Source organism: Spirillospora albida, assembly GCF_000718255.1.
In the GTDB taxonomy this organism is placed as follows: Bacteria; Actinomycetota; Actinomycetes; order Streptosporangiales; family Streptosporangiaceae; genus Spirillospora; species Spirillospora albida.
Genome location: NZ_JOFJ01000006.1, coordinates 43,509 through 61,404 on the forward strand (window position 1 = coordinate 43,509; position 17,896 = coordinate 61,404).

General features: G+C 72.7%; 16 protein-coding genes and 1 riboswitch. Of the genes, 13 read left to right on the forward strand and 3 right to left on the reverse strand.

All coding sequences use genetic code 11. From position 1 onward, the window contains the following. The first annotated feature begins 129 nt into the window (after positions 1–129). The 3 genes from uvrA (at position 130) to IE99_RS0110460 (ending at position 3,997) form a co-directional block, all read left to right on the forward strand. Complete coding sequence (uvrA, locus tag IE99_RS0110450) at positions 130–2,967, forward strand: excinuclease ABC subunit UvrA (RefSeq protein ID WP_030167437.1); 2,838 nt, start codon at positions 130–132, stop codon at positions 2,965–2,967. A gap of 46 nt (positions 2,968–3,013) precedes the next feature. Beyond that, positions 3,014–3,433 carry a Rieske (2Fe-2S) protein gene (locus IE99_RS0110455; RefSeq protein ID WP_030167453.1) on the forward strand — a complete coding sequence of 140 codons (420 nt, stop codon included), beginning with the start codon at positions 3,014–3,016 and terminating at the stop codon, positions 3,431–3,433. A 75-nt stretch (positions 3,434–3,508) separates the two neighbouring features. Beyond that, on the forward strand, positions 3,509–3,997 hold the full coding sequence (locus tag IE99_RS0110460) for a Rieske (2Fe-2S) protein (RefSeq protein WP_030167455.1): 489 nt from the start codon (positions 3,509–3,511) through the stop codon (positions 3,995–3,997). Here IE99_RS0110460 and IE99_RS29030 read toward each other — a convergent pair. Beyond that, a complete protein-coding gene (locus IE99_RS29030; protein WP_051712365.1) occupies positions 3,984–5,111 on the reverse strand; it encodes a mechanosensitive ion channel family protein in 1,128 nt (375 codons plus the stop codon). The two genes, IE99_RS0110460 and IE99_RS29030, sit on opposite strands and share 14 nt — an antisense overlap. 156 nt (positions 5,112–5,267) lie before the next feature. Between IE99_RS29030 and uvrC the strand changes: the two genes are divergently transcribed. The 10 genes from uvrC (at position 5,268) to IE99_RS0110515 (ending at position 15,968) form a co-directional block, all read left to right on the forward strand. Further along, on the forward strand, positions 5,268–7,235 hold the full coding sequence (gene uvrC / locus IE99_RS0110470) for an excinuclease ABC subunit UvrC (RefSeq protein WP_051712366.1): 1,968 nt from the start codon (positions 5,268–5,270) through the stop codon (positions 7,233–7,235). Beyond that, positions 7,232–8,110, forward strand: a complete 879-nt coding sequence (gene rapZ, locus IE99_RS0110475; RefSeq protein WP_030167464.1) for an RNase adapter RapZ — start codon at positions 7,232–7,234, stop codon at positions 8,108–8,110. Before uvrC ends, rapZ begins: the two co-directional genes overlap by 4 nt. Before the next feature lie 45 nt (positions 8,111–8,155). Next, a complete protein-coding gene (locus tag IE99_RS0110480) occupies positions 8,156–9,139 on the forward strand; it encodes a gluconeogenesis factor YvcK family protein (RefSeq protein ID WP_030167467.1) in 984 nt (327 codons plus the stop codon). Positions 9,140–9,212: 73 nt separating this feature from the next. Then, positions 9,213–10,193 carry a DNA-binding protein WhiA gene (gene whiA, locus IE99_RS0110485; RefSeq protein ID WP_030167470.1) on the forward strand — a complete coding sequence of 327 codons (981 nt, stop codon included), beginning with the start codon at positions 9,213–9,215 and terminating at the stop codon, positions 10,191–10,193. A 176-nt stretch (positions 10,194–10,369) separates the two neighbouring features. Then, entirely contained in the window at positions 10,370–11,374 is a 1,005-nt protein-coding gene (gap, locus tag IE99_RS0110490) for a type I glyceraldehyde-3-phosphate dehydrogenase (protein WP_030167472.1), read from the forward strand. Positions 11,375–11,448: 74 nt separating this feature from the next. Next, a complete protein-coding gene (locus tag IE99_RS0110495; RefSeq protein WP_030167474.1) occupies positions 11,449–12,636 on the forward strand; it encodes a phosphoglycerate kinase in 1,188 nt (395 codons plus the stop codon). 3 nt (positions 12,637–12,639) lie between these two features. Next, positions 12,640–13,434, forward strand: coding sequence for a triose-phosphate isomerase (tpiA, locus tag IE99_RS0110500; RefSeq protein ID WP_030167476.1), 795 nt, complete (start codon positions 12,640–12,642; stop codon positions 13,432–13,434). Positions 13,435–13,595: 161 nt separating this feature from the next. Then, a complete protein-coding gene (secG, locus tag IE99_RS0110505) occupies positions 13,596–13,838 on the forward strand; it encodes a preprotein translocase subunit SecG (RefSeq protein WP_030167478.1) in 243 nt (80 codons plus the stop codon). 83 nt (positions 13,839–13,921) lie between these two features. Continuing rightward, positions 13,922–14,296, forward strand: a complete 375-nt coding sequence (locus tag IE99_RS0110510) for an RNA polymerase-binding protein RbpA (RefSeq protein ID WP_084219418.1) — start codon at positions 13,922–13,924, stop codon at positions 14,294–14,296. Between the two features lie 264 nt (positions 14,297–14,560). Further along, positions 14,561–14,646, forward strand: a riboswitch (ZMP/ZTP riboswitch). Between the two features lie 56 nt (positions 14,647–14,702). Continuing rightward, positions 14,703–15,968 (forward strand): serine hydroxymethyltransferase, encoded by a 1,266-nt coding sequence (locus IE99_RS0110515; RefSeq protein WP_030167480.1) that lies wholly within the window; start codon positions 14,703–14,705, stop codon positions 15,966–15,968. Here IE99_RS0110515 and IE99_RS0110520 read toward each other — a convergent pair. Next, positions 15,935–16,735 (reverse strand): class I SAM-dependent methyltransferase, encoded by an 801-nt coding sequence (locus IE99_RS0110520; RefSeq protein ID WP_030167481.1) that lies wholly within the window; start codon positions 16,733–16,735, stop codon positions 15,935–15,937. The two genes, IE99_RS0110515 and IE99_RS0110520, sit on opposite strands and share 34 nt — an antisense overlap. Continuing rightward, on the reverse strand, positions 16,719–17,798 hold the full coding sequence (locus IE99_RS33395; RefSeq protein ID WP_030167482.1) for a GNAT family N-acetyltransferase: 1,080 nt from the start codon (positions 17,796–17,798) through the stop codon (positions 16,719–16,721). The genes IE99_RS0110520 and IE99_RS33395 overlap by 17 nt, the downstream gene beginning before the upstream one ends. Positions 17,799–17,896 lie beyond the last annotated feature (98 nt).

Below are 17,896 nucleotides of genomic sequence, written 5' to 3' on the forward strand. Positions count from 1 at the left end.
GGGCGGCGGAAATGCGGCGGCCGGCGCCGTCGTTGTGCGGTCGGGGGAATTCCGTCGTACCCCGCGGTTAGCCTGAGACCGACGTACGTCTCGTCACCGCGCCCCAGAACAGGAACCGGAAGATACGCCGTGCATGACCGTCTCATCGTTCGTGGAGCACGCGAGCACAACCTGAAGGACGTCTCGCTCGACCTGCCGCGCGACGCCATGATCGTGTTCACCGGTCTGTCGGGGTCGGGCAAGTCGAGCCTGGCGTTCGACACGATCTTCGCCGAGGGCCAGCGCCGGTACGTGGAGTCGCTGTCGGCGTACGCCCGGCAGTTCCTCGGCCAGATGGACAAGCCCGACGTCGACTTCATCGAGGGGCTGTCCCCGGCGGTGTCGATCGACCAGAAGTCGACCAGCAAGAATCCGCGGTCCACGGTCGGGACGATCACCGAGGTGTACGACTACCTCCGGCTGCTGTACGCCCGGATCGGGCGCCCGCACTGCCCCGAATGCGGCCGGCCGATCAGCCGGCAGGCGCCGCAGCAGATCGTCGACCGGGTCCTGGAGCTGGCGGAGGGCACCCGGTTCCAGGTCCTCGCGCCCGTGATCCGCGGGCGCAAGGGCGAGTACCTGGAGCTGTTCCGGGAGCTGCAGTCCAAGGGGTTCTCGCGGGCGCTGGTGGACGGGCGGATGGTCCGGCTGGACGAGCCGCCCAAGCTGAAGAAGCAGGAGAAGCACGACATCGCCGTGGTCGTCGACCGGCTCTCGGTGAAGGACTCCGCGCGGCAGCGGCTCGCCGACTCCGTCGAGACGGCGCTGGGCCTCGCGGGCGGCACGATCGTCCTGGACTTCGTCGACCTCCCCGAGGACGACGAGCACCGCACCCGCATGTACTCCGAGCACCTCTACTGCCCGTACGACGACCTGTCGTTCGAGGAGATGGAGCCCCGCACCTTCTCCTTCAACTCGCCCTACGGCGCGTGCCCGGAGTGCGCCGGCCTCGGGACGCGCATGGAGGTCGACCCCGAGCTCGTCGTTCCCGACGGGGAGCTCTCCCTGGCCGAGGGCGCCATCCAGCCGTGGACGAACGGCCACGTCAGCGAGTACTTCCTGCGGCTGCTGTCGGCGCTCGGCGACGCCATGGGCTTCCGGCTCGACACCCCGTGGGACCGCCTGCCCGCCAAGGCGCGCAAGGCGATCCTGCAGGGGCACGAGACCCAGGTCCACGTCAGCTACAAGAACCGGTACGGCCGGACGCGGTCGTACTACACCGCCTACGAGGGCGTGATCCCCTACATCCAGCGGCGGCACGCCGAGTCCGAGAGCGACGCCGTCCGGGAGAAGCTCGAAGGCTACATGCGCGAGATCCCGTGCGCGGCGTGCGACGGCGCGCGGCTGAAGCCGGTCGTGCTCGCGGTCACGATGGGCGGCCGCTCGATCGCCGAGGTGGCCGCGCTGCCGATCGGCGAGGCGGCCAAGTTCCTGCTCTCGATGGAGCTGGACGAGCGCGAGAAGCACATCGCCGAACGCGTCCTCAAGGAGATCAACGCGCGGCTCGGGTTCCTCCTGGACGTCGGCCTCGACTACCTGACGCTCGACCGCGCGTCCGCGACCCTCGCCGGTGGCGAGGCGCAGCGCATCCGGCTCGCGACGCAGATCGGGTCGGGGCTGGTCGGCGTCCTGTACGTGCTGGACGAGCCGTCCATCGGCCTGCACCAGCGCGACAACCACCGGCTGCTGGAGACGCTGATCCGGCTCCGCGACATGGGCAACACGCTGATCGTCGTGGAGCACGACGAGGACACCATCGCGGCGGCCGACTGGGTCGTCGACATCGGCCCCCGCGCCGGCGAGCACGGCGGCGAGATCGTCGTGTCGGGCACGGTCGACGAGCTGCTGGCCTCGGAGCGGTCGCTGACCGGCGCCTACCTGTCCGGGCGGCGGGAGATCGCGGTCCCGGCGGTGCGGCGGCCGCCCACCAGGGGCCGCGAGATCGTCGTGAAGGGCGCGCAGCAGAACAACCTCCGCAACGTGGACGTGGCGTTCCCCCTCGGCGTCCTCACGGCCGTCACGGGCGTGTCGGGGTCGGGCAAGTCGACCCTGGTCAACGACATCCTCTACAACACGCTCGCCAAGCAGCTGAACGGCGCCCGCACCGTCCCGGGGCGGCACAAGCGGGTCGTCGGCGTCGACCGGCTCGACAAGGTCGTGCACGTCGACCAGTCGCCGATCGGCCGCACCCCGCGGTCCAACCCGGCGACCTACACCGGCGTGTTCGACCACATCCGCAAGCTGTTCGCGCAGACGACCGAGGCGAAGGTGCGCGGGTACCAGCCGGGCCGGTTCTCCTTCAACGTCAAGGGCGGCCGCTGCGAGAACTGCTCCGGCGACGGCACCATCAAGATCGAGATGAACTTCCTGCCGGACGTCTACGTCCCGTGCGAGGTCTGCCACGGCGCCCGCTACAACCGGGAGACCCTCGAGGTCCACTACAAGGGCAAGACGATCTCCGAGATCCTCGACATGCCGATCGAGCAGGCCGCGGAGTTCTTCGAGCCGATCACCGCGATCCACCGGCATCTGAAGACGCTGAACGACGTCGGGCTCGGCTACGTCCGGCTGGGCCAGCCCGCGCCGACCCTGTCGGGCGGCGAGGCGCAGCGCGTGAAGCTGGCCGCCGAGCTGCAGAAGCGCTCCACCGGCCGGACGATCTACGTGCTGGACGAGCCGACCACCGGTCTCCACTTCGAGGACATCCGCCGGCTCCTCGGCGTCCTGAACGGCCTGGTCGACAAGGGCAACACGGTCATCGTCATCGAGCACAACCTCGACGTCATCAAGACGGCCGACTGGATCGTCGACATGGGCCCCGAAGGCGGCTCGCGGGGCGGCACGGTCGTCGCGACCGGCACCCCCGAGGACGTCGCGGAGGTCGACGGCAGCCACACCGGCCAGTACCTCAAGAAGATCCTCGGCTGACGGGTCCGGTCCGGAGCATCGCCGCACGTCGGGGATCATGGGGCGCATGAGCGAAGAGATCGAGCGGGGGGTCGGGCGCCGCGCGGTGCTGTGCGGCTGCGCCGGTGCGGCGGGCGCCGCGGTCCTCGCGGGCTGCGGCGCGGCCGGCGGGGCGACGGCGGCGCCCGCGGACATCAGGGGTCGCAGGCTGCTCCCCGCCGCCGAGGTGCCGGTCGGCGGCGGCAGGCTCGTCGACGAGGCGAAGGTCGTGGTGACGCAGCCGTCCGCGGGCGTCTTCAAGGCGTTCAGCGCGGTGTGCCCGCACCAGGGCTGCATGACGTCGAAGGTGGCGGGCGGGAAGATCCACTGCCCGTGCCACGGCAGCGAGTTCGGCCTCGCCGACGGCGCGGTCGGCCGCGGCCCCGCGGCGGAGGGGCTCCGGGAGTACCCCGTGCGGGTCGAGGGCGGCACGGTCGTCGGAATTTAGTTCGGAATTGAACCATCGCTGGGCGGGACGCGTGCTCCCAGGTGACGCGATCATCTGATGAAGGGGCGGGAGACCATGGCACAGCAGGACGGCACGGCGCCGGAGCAGGTCGCGCCGGACGCGGGGAACACGCGCAGGGGCGTCCTGATCGGCGCCGGGCTGGCCGGCGCCGGGATGCTCGCCGCGGCGTGCGGCGGCGGATCCGACGAGCCCGAGGGCGGTGACGCCGGGAACGGCGGCGCCACGGGTGACGCCGGGAACCAGGGCGGGGGCGGCGGCACGGACCTCGGCGCCGCCGGCGCGATCCCGGTCGGCGGCGGGAAGCTGTTCAAGGACGAGAAGGTCGTCGTGACGCAGCCGGCGGCGGGCGAGTTCAAGGCGTTCTCGTCGGTCTGCACGCACCGGGGCTGCGACGTGAACGAGGTCGCCGGGGGCACGATCAACTGCAAGTGCCACGGAAGTAGGTTCAGCATCACCGACGGGTCGGTGGTGAACCCGCCCGCCGACCGGCCGCTGGACGCGCGGAAGGTCACGGTCGAGGGCGGGAAGATCAAGCTCGCCTGAGCGACGCCGTCCGGACCGGGCCGTCCCGCGGGGGGACGGCCCGGTCCGCGGCGGCCTCCTCCGCGGGCCCGTCCGGGGCGGGCTCCGTCCCGGGATCGGCGACGCGGAAGCGGGGGAGGGCGTCCGGGTAGTGGTCCCGAATGTGGGCGATCAGGTGCTCCCGGGCGTCGCAGCGCAGGTCCCACGCGCTCGCGGAGTCGGCGGCGCTCATCAGCGCGCGGAGCGTGACGAGGCCGTTCGGCTGGACGTCGACCGCCTGCAGGATCCATTCCCGGCGGTCCCACAGCGGATGGTCCTTCAGCATGGCGTGCAGTTCCACGCGGAGCTCCTCGATCGGCACCGTCCAGTCCACGTGCAGCTCCACGGACCCGATGACGCGGCTGGTGTGCCGCGTCCAGTTCTCGAACGGCTGCTCGGTGAAGTAGGAGACGGGCAGGATCAGCCGCCGGTCGTCCCAGAGGTGGACCACCACGTAGGAGAGCGTCAGCTCCTCCACGCGCCCCCACTGCCCCTGCACGACCACGACGTCGTCGAGCCGCAGCGCGTCGCTGAACGCGAGCTGGAGTCCCGCCAGGAGGTTCCCGAGGGTGGGCTTGGCCGCGATGCCGACGACCAGCCCCGCGACGCCCGCCGACGCCAGCACCCCCGCCCCCACGGCGCGCACGCCGGGGAAGGTGAACAGCGCCGCCCCGACCGCGAGGACGACGATGACCATGGCGGCGATGCGGCGCAGCAGCAGCATCTGGGTCCGGGCCCGGCGCGCCCGCCGGTTCCGCTCGCCCTCGATCCGCATCAGCCGGGCCAGCGGCGGATCGGTGAGCGCGTAGATGATCCGCACCACGAGCCAGGTCGCGACCCCGATCGCCGCGATCTTCATGAGATGCCGGACGGCGTCGTCCACCCCGTCGGGCAGGTACCGGTACGGCATCGCGGCATTGGCGCTGACCACCAGCGCGAACCCGGTGGCGGGCGAGGTGACGCGGCGGGCGACCCTGGCCGCCTCGGGCCAGCGGGCCGAGAGCCGGCCGGCCAGCAGCCGGCGCACCCCCTCGACGGCGATGACGGACGTGGCGGCCACGGCCGCCAGGACGATCCAGGCCCAGAGCGCTGACACGTCCGGTACGACCTCCTTCGAGCGTGCGGCGGAGCGGTTCCGGGCATCCCTTTCCGATCTTCGGCGGGCTATACGCCGTTTGCGGAGAGATGTCCGTCACCCGTGCCGGGACGCGCGGGAGCGCGGCCTGTCGGTGGCGCGCATTAGGCTTCCGTTGTGGCAGATCCGGCGACCTACCGACCCGCACCGGGGTCCGTTCCCGAGTCACCCGGTGTGTACCGCTTCCGCGACGAGCACGGCCGGGTCATCTACGTGGGCAAGGCCAAGAGCCTGCGGTCGCGGCTGAACTCGTACTTCGCGGACTTCTCCACGCTGCATCCGCGCACGCAGACCATGGTGTCGACGGCCGCCCGGGTCGACTGGACGGTCGTCGGGACCGAGGTGGAGGCGCTCCAGCTCGAATACTCCTGGATCAAGGAGTTCGACCCCCGGTTCAACGTGCGCTACCGCGACGACAAGTCGTATCCCTACCTCGCGGTCACCCTGAACGAGGAGTTCCCTAGGGTGATGGTGATGCGCGGGGCGAAGCGCAGGGGCGTCCGCTACTTCGGGCCGTACTCGCACGCGTGGGCGATCCGCGAGACGGTCGACCAGCTGCTGCGCGTGTTCCCCGTCCGGACGTGCAGCGCCGGGGTGTTCAAGCGCCAGAACCGGCTCGACCGGCCCTGCCTGCTCGGCTACATCGGCAAGTGCTCCGCCCCCTGCGTCGCCCGCGTCTCGCCCGAGGAGCACCGCCTCCTCGCCGACGACTTCTGCGACTTCATGGCGGGGAACACGTCCCGGTTCATCAGGCGCCTCGAGGGCGACATGCGGGAGGCGGCCGCCGCGCAGGAGTACGAGCGCGCCGCGCGGCTCCGCGACGACGTCCGCGCCCTGGAGCGGGCGCTGGAGAAGCAGGCCGTCGTCCTGCCCGACTCCACCGACTGCGACATGGTCGCCTTCGCCGAGGACGAGCTGGAGGCGGCCGTCCAGGTGTTCTACGTGCGCGGCGGCCGGATCCGGGGGCAGCGCGGCTGGGTGGTCGACAAGGTCGAGGACGTCTCGACCGCCGACCTCGTCGAGGACTTCCTGCTCCAGATCTACGGCGAGGGCGAGTCGGTGCCGCGCGAGGTGCTCGTCCCGGCCCTGCCGCCCGACGAGGCCGCCATGACGGAGCTGCTCGCGGAGCGGCGCGCCGGCCCGGTGCGGCTCCGGGTGCCGCGGCGGGGCGACAAGAAGGCGCTGCTGGAGACCGTCGCCCGCAACGCGCACGAGGCGCTGAAGCAGCACAAGACGCGCCGCGCGTCCGACCTCACGACCCGCAGCCGGGCGCTCCATGAGATCCAGGACGCCCTCGAGCTCGACGACGCGCCGCTGCGCATCGAGTGCTACGACGTGTCGAACCTGCAGGGCACGAACGTGGTCGCCTCGATGGTCGTGTTCGAGGACGGCCTGGCCCGCAAGAGCGAGTACCGCCGGTTCACGATCAAGGGGGTGGAGGGGCAGGACGACGTCCGGTCCGTCCACGAGGTGATCTCCCGCAGGTTCCGCCGCTACCTCGCCGAGAGCGAGAAGATGGGCGAGCTCGACGCGCTCGGCGACACGGAGAGCGCGGAGGGCGACGAGGGCGCCCACCAGCCGATCGACCCGGAGACCGGGAAGCCGCGCAGGTTCGCCTACCCCCCGAACCTGGTGCTGGTCGACGGAGGCCCCCCGCAGGTCGCGGCGGCGCAGCGGGCGCTTGACGAGCTCGGCGTCGACGACATCGCCGTGTGCGGGATCGCGAAGCGGCTGGAGGAGCTCTGGCTCCCCGGCGAGGACGATCCGGTCATCCTGCCGCGCAACAGCGAGGGCATGTTCCTCGTCCAGCGGGTCCGGGACGAGGCGCACCGGTTCGCGATCGCCTTCCACCGGCAGCGGCGGTCGAAGGCCATGACGGTCAGCGAGCTCGATACCGTGCCGGGGCTGGGCCCGGCGCGGCGGGCGGCGCTGCTGAAGCACTTCGGTTCGGTGAAGCGGCTCAAGGAGGCGACGCCGGAGCAGGTCGCCGAGGTGCCGGGCATCGGGCTGCGCAGCGCCGGGGCCATCCTCGCGGCGCTGCACGGAACGGGACGCGCAGGGGACGACAGGGGGGAGCGGGCATGACGACCGAGACGAAGATCCCGGACATCGTCATCATCACCGGAATGTCGGGGGCGGGCCGGAGCACGGCGGCGAAGTCGCTGGAGGACCTCGACTGGTTCGTCGTCGACAACCTCCCGCCAGGGCTGCTCGCCACGATGGCCGACCTCGGCGGACGGGTGAAGGACGCGGTGCCCCGCATCGCGGTGGTCGTGGACGTGCGGAGCCGCGCGTTCACCGAGGACCTGCACTCCTCGATCGCGGAGCTGGAGGCGCGGGGCGTCCACCCCCGGGTGGTCTTCCTGGAGGCGGGCGACGCCGATCTGGTGCGCCGGTTCGAGAGCGTCCGGCGCCCGCACCCGCTGCAGGACGACGGGCGCCTCGTCGACGGCATCGCCCGGGAGCGCGAGCTCGTCCGGGAGGTCCGCGCGGAGGCCGACCTGGTGATCGACACCAGCGGGCTGAACGTGCACGAGCTGCGCAACAAGATCATCGGGTTCTTCGGCACCGACACGGGCGAGTCGAGCCTGCGCGCGACCGTCGTGTCCTTCGGCTACAAGTACGGCCTGCCGGTGGACGCCGACCTCGTCGTCGACTGCCGGTTCCTGCCGAACCCGCACTGGGTGCCGGAGCTGCGGCCGAAGACCGGCCGGGACGCCGCCGTCCGCGACTACGTGCTCGGGCAGCGCGGCGCCAAGGAGTTCCTGGACGCCTACGCCGAGGTCCTGCGGCTGCTCACGGACGGTTACGAGCGCGAGGGCAAGCACTACGTGACGCTCGCCGTGGGCTGCACGGGCGGGAAACACCGTAGTGTGGCCATGGCGGAACAGATCGCCGCCCGGCTGCGGGACGAGGGCCTCGACGTGCGGGTCGCCCATCGCGACCTCGGCCGCGAGTGAGGCCCGGCGCCCGGCCGGGTCCGGGACAGGGAGAGTAGCGGCGCGGTGAAGCAGAGCGGCCCGAAGGTCGTCGCGCTCGGCGGCGGTCACGGCCTGTACGCCTCGCTGTCGGCGCTGCGCCGCGTCACCGACCGGCTGACGGCGGTCGTCACGGTCGCCGACGACGGCGGCTCCAGCGGCCGGCTGCGGCGCGAGCTGGGCGTGCTGCCCCCCGGCGACCTGCGGATGGCGCTCGCCGCGCTGTGCGGCGACGACGAGTGGGGCCGGACGTGGCGGGACGTCGTCCAGCACCGGTTCCGCAGCGGCGGCGACCTGCACGACCACGCGGTCGGCAACCTGCTGATCGTCGCCCTCTGGGAGCTGCTCGGCGACACCGCCCCCGGCGCCGGACCGGCGGGCGCCTCCGCCACGGTCGCGGGCCTCGACTGGGTGGGGCGGCTGCTCGGCGCGCACGGACGGGTCCTGCCGATGGCGGCGGTCCCGCTCGACATCGTCGCGGACGTGCGGGGCGCCGACCCGGCCCGGCCCGGTGCCGTCGGCCAGGTGCGGGGGCAGGTCGAGTGCGCGAAGACGCCCGGCGCGGTGCTCGGCATCTCGCTGGTGCCGGCCGACCCGCCGGCGTGCCCGGAGACGCTCGCCGCCGTCGAGGACGCCGACTGGCTCGTGTTCGGCCCCGGATCGTGGTTCACGAGCGTCCTGCCGCACCTGAAGGTCCCGGCGCTGGCGCGCGCGCTCACCGCGGCCCGCGGCCGGCGCGTCGTCGCGCTGAACCTGGCGCCGCAGCCGGGCGAGACCGACGACTTCTCCCCGCAGCGGCATCTGGAGGTCCTGCGCGCGCACGCCCCCGGCCTGCGGGTGGACGTCGTCCTCGCCGACCGCGGCGTGGTGGACGACCCTGACGCGCTCGACAAGGCCGTCCAGGATCTCGGGGGCCGGCTGGTGCTCGCCGACGTCGCCGCCGACGACGGCTCACCGCGCCATGAGCCCGCCCGCCTCGCCCAAGCCTTCGTACAGATATTCGGCGAGTGAACCCCGGCGGGGCCGCCGTCGGCAAGACTGGGGCGGCCAGACTGCAGGGGACCGAGAGGGGGAGGGTTCATCCATGGCGATGACCGGTGTGGTGAAGGACGAGCTGAGCCGGCTGACGGTGCTGAAGCCGTGCTGCCGGAAGGCGGAGGTCTCGACGCTGCTGCGGTTCGCGGGGGGCCTGCATCTGGTCGGCGGCCGCATCGTGATCGAGGCGGAGATCGACACCGGGGCGGCGGCACGCCGGCTGATCAAGGACATCGCCGAGGTGTTCGGGCACACCTCCGAGGTCGTGGTGCTCGCGCCGAGCGGTCTGCGCAAGGGCAACCGGTACGTGGTGCGGGTGTTCCGCGAGGGCGAGTCCCTCGCGCGCCAGACGGGCCTGATCGACAACAACGGGCGGCCCGTCCGCGGCCTTCCCCGGCACGTGGTCGCGGGCGCGGCGTGCGACGCGGAGTCGGCGTGGCGGGGCGCGTTCCTCGCGCACGGCTCCCTGACGGAGCCCGGCCGGTCGATGTCGCTGGAGGTGACGTGCCCCGGCCCTGAGGCCGCCCTCGCCCTCGTCGGCGCCGCCCGCCGGCTGAAGATCCACGCGAAGACGCGGGAGGTGCGGGGCGTCGACCGCGTCGTGGTCCGGGACGGCGACGCGATCAGCGCGCTGCTGACCCGGCTCGGCGCGCACGACAGCGTCCTCGCCTGGGAGGAGCGGCGGATGCGCCGCGAGGTCCGGGCGACCGCGAACCGGCTCGCGAACTTCGACGACGCCAACCTGCGCCGGTCGGCCCGCGCGGCGGTCGCGGCAGGCGCCCGCGTCGCGCGCGCGCTGGAGATCCTCGGCGACGACGCGCCCGAGCACCTCGTGAACGCGGGCCGGCTGCGGCTGGAGCACAAGCAGGCGTCGCTGGAGGAGCTCGGCCAGCTCGCCGACCCGCCGCTCACCAAGGACGCCATCGCGGGCCGCATCCGCCGCCTCCTCGCGATGGCCGACAAGCGCGCCCTCGACCAGGGCGTCCCCGGCACGGAGGCGAACCTCACCGCCGACATGCTGGCGCCCTGAGCGGCGCCGCCGGTGTCCGGGCCGGCGAACGCGCGCCACCCGCGCGTTCCACACGACCGGTGTGGGGTATCCGGGACGGCATTGGATAGGGTCGGGCGAGGGGAGATCCCCGCAATGACGAGTAGTGAACGGCCCGGCTGACACCGGGTGAGACGACGCATGAGGAGAGCCGTTCCGTGACCATCCGAGTAGGCATCAACGGGTTCGGCCGGATCGGCCGCAACTTCTTCCGCGCGGTGAAGGCGTCCGGGGCCGACATCGAGATCGTGGCGGTCAACGACCTGACCGACAACGCCACGCTCGCGACGCTGCTCAAGTACGACAGCATCCTCGGCCGCCTCGGCGAGGACGTGCACGCGACCGCGGACGAGATCGTGGTGGGCGGCAAGGCCATCAAGGCGTTCGCGGAGCGCGACCCGGCGAACCTCAAGTGGGGCGAGCTCGGCGTCGACATCGTCGTGGAGTCCACCGGCTTCTTCACCGACGGGGCCAAGGCGAAGGTGCACGCCGACAACGGCGCCAAGAAGGTCATCATCTCGGCCCCGGCCAAGAACGAGGACTTCACCGTCGTCCTCGGCGCCAACGAGGAGAAGTACGACCCGGCGAACCACACGGTCATCTCCAACGCGTCCTGCACGACGAACTGCCTGGCGCCGCTCGCCAAGGTCCTCAACGACACCTTCGGTGTCGAGAAGGGCCTGATGACGACGATCCACGCCTACACGCAGGACCAGAACCTCCAGGACGCCCCCCACAAGGACCTGCGCCGCGCCCGCGCCGCCGCCCTGAACGTCGTGCCGACCTCCACCGGCGCCGCCAAGGCGATCGGCCTGGTGCTGCCGGAGCTCCAGGGCAAGCTGGACGGCTACGCGCTGCGCGTCCCGGTGCCGACGGGCTCCGCCACCGACCTGACCGCGACGGTGTCCCGCGACGTCACCGTCGAGGAGGTCAACGCGGCGTACAAGGCCGCCGCGGAGGGCCCGCTGAAGGGCTACCTCACCTACACCGAGGACCCGATCGTCTCCTCCGACATCGTCACCGACCCGTCGTCGTGCATCTTCGACGCCGGGCTCACCAAGGTCATCGGCGACCAGGTGAAGGTCGTCGGCTGGTACGACAACGAGTGGGGCTACTCCAACCGCCTCGTCGACCTCGTCAAGCTGGTCGGCTCCTCGCTCTGATCGCTCCCGGCCCCGCCGTGGTCGCGCGCCCGCGCGGCCACGGCGCGGCCGTCTCCGGAAGGACACCGCATCCGATGCGCACCATTGACGATCTGGACGTCGCCGGCCGGCGGGTGCTCGTCCGGGCCGACCTGAACGTCCCGCTGCGGGACGGGAAGATCACCGATGACGGGCGGATCCGGGCCAGCCTGCCCACGATCCACGCGCTGCGCGCCAAGGGCGCCAAGGTCATCGTCTGCGCCCACCTCGGGCGGCCCAAGGGCGAGGTGAAGCACGAGTTCTCCCTCGCCCCCGTCGCCGTTCGGCTCGGCGAGCTGCTCGGCACCGACGTCGCGTTCGCCACCGACGTCGTCGGCTCCTCCGCCCGCGCCGCCGCGTCCGGCCTCGCCGACGGCGACGTCGCGCTGCTGGAGAACCTGCGCTTCGAGCCGGGCGAGACCAGCAAGGACGACGCCGAGCGCGGCGCGTTCGCCGACCGGCTCGCGGAGCTCGCCGAGCTGTACGTCGGCGACGGGTTCGGCGCGGTGCACCGCAGGCACGCCAGCGTCTACGACGTCCCGCGGCGGCTCCCGCACGCGGCCGGCGACCTCATCGCCGCCGAGGTCGACGTCCTGAAGAGGCTGACCGAGGACGTCGAGCGGCCCTACGCCGTCGTGCTCGGCGGGTCGAAGGTGTCCGACAAGCTCGGCGTCATCGACAACCTGCTCGGCAAGGCCGACCGCATCCTCATCGGCGGCGGCATGGTGTTCACCTTCCTGAAGGCGCAGGGCCACGAGGTCGGCAGGAGCCTTCTGGAGGAGGACCAGCTCGACACCTGCCGCGAGTACCTGCGGCGCGCGAGCGAGGCGGGCGTCGAGTTCGTCCTGCCGGTCGACATCGTCGCCGCGGAGGCGTTCGCCGCCGACGCCGAGCACGCGGTCGTGCCCGCCGACGCGATCCCCGCCGACCGCCTCGGCCTCGACATCGGCCCCGAGTCCGGCAAGCTGTTCGCGTCCCGCCTCGCCGGTGCGCGGACCGTGTTCTGGAACGGCCCCATGGGCGTGTTCGAGATGGAGCCCTACGCGCACGGCACCCGCGCCGTCGCGCAGGGCCTGCTCGATTCCGGCGCGTTCACCGTTGTCGGCGGCGGCGACTCCGCCGCGGCCGTCCGGCAGCTCGGCTTCGACGAGACCGCCTTCTCCCACATCTCGACCGGCGGCGGCGCCAGCCTCGAATACCTCGAGGGCAAGGCGCTGCCCGGCCTGCTGGCACTGGAGGACTGAACCATGGCCGCCGCGACCCCCGCCCGGAAGCCGCTCATCGCCGGCAACTGGAAGATGAACAAGAACCACCTGGACGCGATCCTGCTCGTCCAGAAGATGGCGTTCGCGCTCAAGGAGCCCGACCACGAGGCCGCCGACATTGTCGTCGTCCCGCCGTTCACCGACCTGCGCTCCGTGCAGACGGTGATCGAGGCCGACCGGTACGCGATCATGTACGGCGCGCAGGACGTGTCGGCGCACGCGTCCGGCGCCTACACCGGCGAGATCGCCGCGTCGATGCTGGCCAAGCTCGGCTGCTCGCATGTCCTGGTCGGCCACTCCGAGCGGCGCGAGTACCACCACGAGGACGACGCGCTCGTCAACGCCAAGGCCAGGGCCGCGCTGGCCGAGGACGTCACCCCGATCGTGTGCGTGGGGGAGGGCCTCGAGGTCCGCAAGGCCGGACGGCACGTCGAGCACGTCCTCGCCCAGGTCGACGGATCCCTCGACAAGATCCCGGCCGACCAAGTGCGGCGCAGCGTGATCGCCTACGAGCCGGTCTGGGCGATCGGCACCGGCGAGGTCGCCACTCCGCAGGACGCGCAGGAGGTCTGCGGCGCGATCCGGACGCGGCTCGCCGAGCTGTACGACGGCGGCGTGGCCGACGCCGTGCGCATCCTGTACGGCGGCTCGGTGAAGGGCGATAACATCGCGAAGCTGATGGCGCAGGACGATGTGGACGGAGCCCTGGTCGGCGGCGCCAGCCTCGACCCGGGGGAGTTCGTCAAGATCTGCCGGTACCGGGAGCTCCCGGCCTGATCAATTCTGATCAATTCGCCGTGTCATGGGGGTTCTTGCCGAACCAGCGAAGAGTTCGTCGTACCCTTCGTAGCTGACGGGCAAACCGTCCGGCTCGACCTCCGTCCCTGAACGACCCAAGCCCCGCGTCCGCGGGGGTGGCCCAGAGAAGGCGCTGAACTGTGATCCTCGCAACGTCCATCGTGCTCATCGTCGCGAGCCTGCTGATGGTGGTCCTCGTCCTGATGCACAAGGGCAAGGGCGGCGGACTGTCCGACATGTTCGGCGGCGGCGTGTCGTCGTCGCTCGGCGGGTCGTCGGTGGTCGAGCGCAACCTCGACCGGCTCACCATCGGGGTCGGCGTCGTCTGGTTCGCCTCGATCGTCGTGCTCGGGCTGCTGTTCAAGGGCAAGGGCGTCGGCTGAACCAGGCCGTCCAAACGTAGGAGCACCGCGCCGCCGCCGACCCCTCGGCCGGCGGTGGCGGCACACTGAACGAGGAGTATTCCGTGGGTAGTGGCAACGCGATTCGGGGCAGCCGTGTCGGGGCCGGGCCGATGGGGGAGGCGGAGCGCGGCGACGCGGCCCCCCGCGTCTGGGTGACCTTCTACTGCGCCAACCGGCACGAGACCCGGCCGAGCTTCGCCACCGACGTCTCCATCCCCGACACGTGGGACTGCCCGCGCTGCGGGTTCCCGGCCGGGCAGGACGCCGACAACCCTCCGGCCCCGCCGAAGACGGAGCCGTACAAGACGCACCTCGCGTACGTGAAGGAGCGCCGCAGCGACGCCGACGGCGAGGCGATCCTCGAGGAGGCCCTCGCCAAGCTCCGCGAGAAGCGCGCCGCCGTGAAGCGCGCCCTGGAGGCCGCGGGCAGAGCTTGATCGTTCCGTTCGCGGGGCCGGGCGCCACGGCGCCCGGCCCCGCCGTCTTCATTGCGTCGCCCTCGGCGTCGGGCCTTGACGGCCGCCCTTCTACGGGCGCCGCGTGCGATCGCTGCATCGCTCCGACTCGCCCGGAGGCTCGCTGCGCGATCAGGTTCTCGCTTCGCTCGAACCCGGCTTCGCTCGCGATCGCGACGGTTCCGGTCGTTGACGGCTGAGGCGGGGTCCGTGCGTCCGGTCCCGGTGGTCGGCGCCCGCTATAGTGGCGCGTAACGCGACTGGCGCAGTCAAGGTGGATGTGACCACCGGGAAGCGAATCCGTCCGCACACCGCGCGCCTGGGTGTACGGGTCCCCATCTGCCGGGGTGCCCGTCAAGGCCCCGGCGAGAGCATCGCGGAGGTCGCCGTGCACGAACCCGCCGTTCCCCATCTGCAGGCCGCGGACCCGGACATCGCCGGGCTGGTCGAGGCGGAGGCGCGCCGCCAGTTCGAGAAGATCCGGCTGATCGCGTCCGAGAACTACGTGTCGTCCGCCGTGCTGGAGGCGACCGGCACCGTCCTCACCAACAAGTACTCCGAGGGCTACGCCGGCAAGCGGTACTACGAGGGCCAGCAGAACGTCGACCCGATCGAGACCCTCGCGATCGAGCGGGCGAAGGCGCTGTTCGGCGCCGAGCACGCCAACGTCCAGCCGTACTCGGGGTCGCCCGCGAACCTCGCCGTCTACATGGCGTTCCTGGAGCCGGGCGACAAGGTGATGGGGCTGGCGCTGCCGATGGGCGGCCACCTCACGCACGGCTGGTCGGTGTCGGCGACCGGCAAATGGTTCACGCCCGTCCGGTACGAGGTGCGCCGCGACACCGGCCGCGTCGACATGGACGAGGTCCGCGACCTGGCGCTGAAGGAGCGGCCGAAGCTGATCTGGTGCGGTGGCACCGCGATCCCCCGGACGATCGACTTCCCGGCGTTCGCGGAGATCGCGCGGGAGACCGGAGCGGTGCTGGCCGCCGACATCGCGCACATCGCCGGGCTCATCGCGGGCGGCGCGCACCCGTCCCCTGTCGGCCACGCAGACGTCATCACCACGACGACCCACAAGACGCTGCGCGGCCCGCGCGGCGCCATGATCCTGTCGACGGCGGAGCACGCGAAGGCGATCGACAAGGCGGTGTTCCCTGGCCTGCAGGGCGGCCCGCACGACCACACGACGGCCGCGATCGCGGTCGCGCTGAAGGAGGCCGCCGAGCCGGGCTTCGCGGCCTACGCGCGGCAGGTCGTCGCGAACGCGAAGGCGCTCGCGGCGGCGCTGGCCGAGCGCGGCTACGACCTGATCTCCGGCGGCACCGACAACCACCTCGTCCTCATCGACCTGACGAACAAGGGGGTCGCGGGCAAGCCCGCCGCGCAGGCCCTCGACCGCGCGGGCATCGAGCTGAACTACAACGCGGTGCCCTTCGACCCGCGCAAGCCGTTCGACCCGTCCGGGCTGCGGCTCGGCACCGGCGCGATCACCACGCGCGGCCTCACCGAGGAGCGGATGCCGCGGCTCGCTGCGTGGATCGACGAGGTCGTGCGGAACGTGTCGGACGAGGCGGTGCTCGACCGGGTCGCCGCCGAGATCCGCGAGCTGATGGCGGCCTACCCGATGCCGGGCTGGGCGCCCGCCCCCTGACCCCGCAGGACGGTGATCATGCGCCAGGCGTCCGGCGCGTCCAGGGGCACGGCGTCGTCGAAGTCACCGAGCCGGACGACCGCCTCCAGCCCGCCCGCGAGGCGGACGGCGGCGTCCAGCTCGGTGGCCGTCCAGAACCGGTAGGGCACCACGTCGCGGATCACGCGGGTGGCCCCGCCCTCGGTGATGGTCATCGTGACGTGGTCGTCGGCGATCTGCGTGACCGGGTCGAGGCGGTCGCCGGGCTCGCCCCACCGGACGGACGCGCGCACGCCGTCCGCCTCGACCGTCCAGGCGGTGCCGACGCTGGGCTCGTCGGTGAGCCGGTCGCGCGGATGCGACATCTCGATCACGTACAGGCCGCCGGGCGCGAGGTGCGCGGCGGCCCGCCGCAGGTGCGCGACGAACGCGTCCAGCGTCATGAGGTGGGATGTCGAGTCCAGCATCGTGACGATGAGGTCGAAGCGGCGGCCGAGGTCGAACCGGGTCATGTCGTCCCGGACGACCTCGACCGCGACGCCGGCGGCCTTCGCCTCCCGCTCGGCGAACGCGCACATCACCGGGTTCAGGTCGAGCGCGGTCGCGGCGAGGCCCCGCCGGGCGAACTCGCGGGCGTGCTCACCGGGCCCGGCCGCGAGCTCCAGCACCGTCCGGACCGCCGTCCCGTGCGCCGCGCACCAGCGCAGGATCGCGTCGGTCTCGGCCGCCACGTCCCGGAAGGAGCAGGCCAGCGCGTACGCCCAGGGGTCGTCATAGATGCCGCTCATCCCGCCATCCTCCCAGCGTGGCCGGGACGGGCGCACGGGCGGCCACCGGGAGCCTGATCTCCAGGATGGCGGGGTCCGCGGTGCGGCGGGTGCGGCCGCCGAGGGAGGTCAGCAGGCGCCGGGTCCGGACGTTCTCGCTGAGCGCGGTGGCGCGCAGCTCGGCGAGGCCCCGGTCGCGGGCGAGGTCGAGCAGCAGGGTGGCGAGGACGCGGCCGAGCCCGCGCCCCTGCCAGGCGTCCTCGACGAGGAACGCGATCTCCGCGACGCCCGGGTCGACGACGTGGATGAGGTGCGCGAGGGCGAGCACCGAGCCGTCCGGTCCCTCGGCGACGAGGACGCGGCCGCGCGCGGGGTCGCAGAACTTCTCGAAGGCGCGGCGCGGCGGATACGGCTTCGGGCTGAAGTACCGCAGCCGGCGGCTGTCGGTGGAGCAGCGCTCGTGCAGGGCGCGGACCGCGTCGGCGTCGCCCGGGTCGATCGGCCGGACGGCGACGCGCGTCCCGTCGCGCAGGACGGCGGTGTGCACGCCCGGCCGGGGCCGCTCGGCGGGCGCGGCGGCGCGGAGCAGGGCGGCGGCGCGGGCCTCCTCCGTCGCGGTGAAGGGGAGCCCCCACCGCCGCAGCCGGACGGCGCGCTCCCCGCCGGCCGCGACGATGAGGGAGCAGGGGTCCGCCGGGGCGGCGGGCGGGACTCCGCCGATCCAGGCGGAGTCGTCGGCGCGCAGGAGCTCGGCGAGGACGGCGGGGGCGGCGTCGGGGTCGGACGCGAGCCGGGCCGCGAGGACGAGGGCGCGGGTCGGCTCGTCCACGAGGTCGTGCGGGCGGGCGGGGCGGACGGCGGTGCGGGCGCCCCCGGCGGCGCCGAGCGCCTCGGCGAGGTCGCGGCCGGCCTCGGGGCCGTCGCCGGCCGGGGCGTCCACGATGAACTCGTCGACGACTCCTTCGGGACCGACCTGGACCGACAGGGAGAGGATGTTGGCGCCGCGGCCGGCGAGCGCGGCGGTGAGCAGGGCGAGCCGGCCCGGCCGGTCCTCGATCTCGGTGCGGATGCGGAAGAGCGGCATGGAACGTTCCCTTCGGGGGTCTCCCGGTGCGGACGGCATCACTGTCGCCGCCGCCTGTTACGCCGCCGCTACGTCATCGTGTGCCGGGGGTTTCACTT

What these genes read in the sequence shown, in the direction of transcription:
- IE99_RS0110455 (WP_030167453.1), top strand. Translation starts at nt 3,014, where the DNA reads ATGAGCGAAGAGATCGAGCGGGGGGTCGGGCGCCGCGCGGTGCTGTGC.
- IE99_RS0110460 (WP_030167455.1), top strand. Translation starts at nt 3,509, where the DNA reads ATGGCACAGCAGGACGGCACGGCGCCGGAGCAGGTCGCGCCGGACGCG.
- rapZ (WP_030167464.1), top strand. Translation starts at nt 7,232, where the DNA reads ATGACGACCGAGACGAAGATCCCGGACATCGTCATCATCACCGGAATG.
- whiA (WP_030167470.1), top strand. Translation starts at nt 9,213, where the DNA reads ATGGCGATGACCGGTGTGGTGAAGGACGAGCTGAGCCGGCTGACGGTG.
- IE99_RS0110495 (WP_030167474.1), top strand. Translation starts at nt 11,449, where the DNA reads ATGCGCACCATTGACGATCTGGACGTCGCCGGCCGGCGGGTGCTCGTC.
- tpiA (WP_030167476.1), top strand. Translation starts at nt 12,640, where the DNA reads ATGGCCGCCGCGACCCCCGCCCGGAAGCCGCTCATCGCCGGCAACTGG.
- IE99_RS0110520 (WP_030167481.1), bottom strand. Translation starts at nt 16,735, where the DNA reads ATGAGCGGCATCTATGACGACCCCTGGGCGTACGCGCTGGCCTGCTCC.
- IE99_RS33395 (WP_030167482.1), bottom strand. Translation starts at nt 17,798, where the DNA reads ATGCCGCTCTTCCGCATCCGCACCGAGATCGAGGACCGGCCGGGCCGG.